Origin of the sequence: Actinomadura geliboluensis (genome assembly GCF_005889745.1) — a bacterium.
In the GTDB taxonomy this organism is placed as follows: Bacteria; Actinomycetota; Actinomycetes; order Streptosporangiales; family Streptosporangiaceae; genus Spirillospora; species Spirillospora geliboluensis.
Genome location: NZ_VCKZ01000630.1, coordinates 1 through 3,424 on the forward strand (window position 1 = coordinate 1; position 3,424 = coordinate 3,424).

Here is a 3,424-nt window from a genome sequence, read left to right on the forward strand (position 1 = left end):
CGTCGTCGGCAGCGTCAGATGGGAATAAGAGACAGGGGGCGGGAGCGGGACGGACGCCCGTCGCGATCGGGCGCACACGTCGACGTCGCGCGGGGCGCCGCCCGGCGGGGCCCAGGCGACGCGATTCACCGACGGGCCATGGCGCGGGTCGAAGAAGCAGAGAGGGCGGCCGGTCAAGGCGGCGTTGGCGCCGTGCTCGTCCGGGTCGAGGGGGAAGGCAGAGCGTACCGATGTGGTCGTTTCGGGCGCACTGTCGTTACAGGCTTCCATCATGTGACGAAAAAGCGTAATGTCGGACGCATGACGTCCTATCTGATCGAGCCGTTCGACCGGCTGCCGTTCGGCGGCGCGCAGAAGGCGCGCCGGTACGCGACCGAGCGCTACCAGGGGGCCGTGGGCCGCAACTGGTACGACTGCGACCCCACGCTGCGGTTCCTCATGCGGCGCCACCTCGGGGACGGGTTCGGCTGGGCCGAGCCGCGGCTGAAGGAGATGGGCGCGCTGATGGGCGGGCCGGTCGCCGAGCGAGCCGAGGAGACCGACCGGAACCCGCCCCGGCTGGAGAAGTACGACCGGTGGGGGCGCGACGTCAGCGAGGTCGTCATGCCGCCGTCGTTCGAGGCGGCCCGGCGGGACATCGTCGCGACGTCGTTCACGCGGCCCGACTTCGTCGCGGAGGCGAAGGCCAACGGGGTCGACCCGGCGCCGCTGGGCGTGGCCTGGAGCTACCTGCTGGACCAGGCCGACATCGGCATGGCGTGCGCGCTCGGCACCGGCGGCGACATGGTCGTCCAGCTGACCGAGATGTTCGCGCCCGAGGACGTCAGGGAGCGGGTGCGGGAGCTGTTCGCGGCCGGGGAGATGTCCGGCGAGGCCGCACAGATGCTGACGGAGCGGTCCGGCGGATCGGATCTGGGCGCCCTGGAGTCGACGGCGACCAAGGACGGCGACGCCTGGCGGGTCAACGGGCTCAAGTGGTTCGCGTCCAACGCCAACGGGTCGGCGTTCGTCGTGCTGGCCAAGTCGGAGGGCGCCGCCGACGGGGTGCGGGGCATCGCGCCGTTCCTCGTCCTGACGGAGCGGCGGGACGGCACGCGCAACGGCGTCCGGATCCGCCGGCTCAAGGACAAGCTCGGCACCCGCTCCGTGGCCTCCGCGGAGATCGAGTTCACCGACGCGGAGGCGTTCCTGCTGGCCCCGTCGTCCAGCGCCGGGCAGGGCGGCGACGGCAAGGGCCTGGCCCGCATGATGGAGCTGACCAACGGGGCGCGCCTCGGCATCTCGATGATGGGCCTCGGCTGCGCGCGGCGGGCGCTGGTCGAGTCGCTCTGCTACGCGCGGGCGCGCGAGGCGTTCGGTGCCCCGCTGGCCGACCAGCCGCTCATGCGGCGCAAGCTCGCCGAGCTGATCGTGGAGACCGAGGCCGCGCAGGCACTCGTGTTCGACGGCTACCTAGGACGCCCCAGGCTGCGCATAGGGGCGGCGCTCATCAAGCTGAGGGCCGCCAGGCTCGGTGTGACGGCCGCCAGTGACGCCATCGAAATCCATGGCGGGAACGGCTACATCGAGCAGTGGCCGGTAGCGCGCCTTCTGCGCGACGCCCAGGTCAACCCCATCTGGGAGGGCGGCGACAACATCCTGTGCATGGACGTCCGCCGCGCCATCGAACGGCAGGACGCGCACGAGCCGTTCCTCGAAAGGCTCACGCAGGCCGTCCGGCAGGCGCCGCAGGGGGACGACGCCACGGCCGAGCTGGTCGGCGAGCGCATCGGGCATCTCCGCCAGGCCATAGCGGCATGGCGCGGCCTGGACAGGACTGTCGCCGAGGCGCGCCTCTTCCCGCTCGCCCAGTACATGGCGGACGTCTATGCGGCAGCCTTGCTCCTGGAGCAGGCGGGCTGGGAGCGCGCCGACTCCGGCACGGACCGCAAGGCGCTCGTCGCCCGCCTCTACGCCCGGACGCACCTCGCCGACGCCGGCCCGCTGCGCGCGATCGACGCCCCCGCCGAGGACCTCGACCGCTTCGCGGACCTGGCGGACGGCGCGTTCACCGGCTAGGCGTTCATCGGCCGGGCATTCGGCGGCCGGGAGCGGCGCGGCGCGGTCGGTGATCATTGACCGAACAGGATTCGGGCCCGTAGGTTCCTGGGAGGCGGCAGCCCCGATCGAGGAGCAGAGCGATGACGCTTACCGTGGCCGAGGCGGGCCTCGACCTCGCCGATCCGAACGCCTACGCCGACGACCGGCGGCTGCACGCGTCGCTCGCGCTGCTGCGCCGCGAGTCGCCGGTGCACCGGGTGGACGCCCCCGACTACGAGCCGTTCTGGGCGATCACCAGGCACGAGGACGTCCTGGAGGTCGAGCGCAACCACCAGATCTTCCTGAACGCGCCGCGCCCGCTGCTCGGCACCGCCGAGTTCGACCGGCTGAACCGGCAGCGGGCCGAGCAGGGCATCGCGCTGCGCACGCTCATCCACATGGACGACCCCGACCACCGGGTCATCCGGGCGATCGGCGCGGACTGGTTCCGGCCGCGCGCGATGCGGGCGCTGGAGCCGCGCATCAGGGAGCTCGCGAAGCGGTACGTCGACCGGCTGGTGGAGCGCGGCGGCGAATGCGACTTCGCGCAGGAGGTCGCCGTCCATTTCCCGCTGTACGTGATCCTGTCGCTGCTCGGGCTTCCGGAGAGCGACTTCGGCCGCATGCTGAAGCTGACGCAGGAACTGTTCGGCGGGGACGACGCCGAGTTCCAGCGCGGCACGACCAACGAGGAGAAGTTGCAGGTCCTGCTCGACTTCTTCGCCTATTTCCAGGAACTGACGGTGGCGCGCCGCAAGGACCCGACCGACGACCTCGCGTCCGCCATCGCGAACGCGCGGGTCGACGGGGAGCCGCTCAACGACTTCGACACCGCCTCGTACTACGTCATCATCGCGACGGCCGGGCACGACACCACCAGCGCGACGATCTCCGGCGGTCTGCACGCCCTCATCGAGCACCCCGACCAGCTCGAACGGCTCCGCGACAAGCCGGAGCTGATGCCGTTCGCGGTGGACGAGATGATCCGCTGGGTGACGCCGGTCAAGGAGTTCATGCGCACCGCCACGCGGGATTACGAACTGCGCGGCACGACCATTCGCGAGGGCGACGCCGTCCTGCTCTCCTACCCGTCGGCGAACCGCGACGAGGACGTTTTCGACGATCCCTTCACGTTCGACGTCGGCCGCGACCCGAACAAGCACCTCGCGTTCGGTTTCGGCGTCCACTACTGCCTCGGCGCCGCGCTCGCCCGCATGGAGATCCGCGCGTTCTATGAAGAGCTCATACCGCGCCTCCGCTCGATCGAACTCGCCGGGGACCCGGTGGGCATCGCCACCACCTTCGTCGGCGGCCTGAAGCGCCTCCCGATCCGCTACTCCCTGTC

Annotated in this window: 2 protein-coding genes; both read left to right on the plus strand. The window is 71.2% G+C overall.

What is annotated here, in order from left to right:
* Positions 1 to 300 precede the first annotated feature (300 nt).
* Complete coding sequence (locus ETD96_RS42730; protein WP_138642176.1) at positions 301 to 2,058, plus strand: acyl-CoA dehydrogenase family protein; 1,758 nt, start codon at positions 301 to 303, stop codon at positions 2,056 to 2,058.
* A 122-nt stretch (positions 2,059 to 2,180) separates the two neighbouring features.
* Positions 2,181 to 3,424: cytochrome P450 (locus tag ETD96_RS42735; RefSeq protein WP_138642177.1), on the plus strand; the 1,244-nt coding region annotated here is incomplete at its 3' end.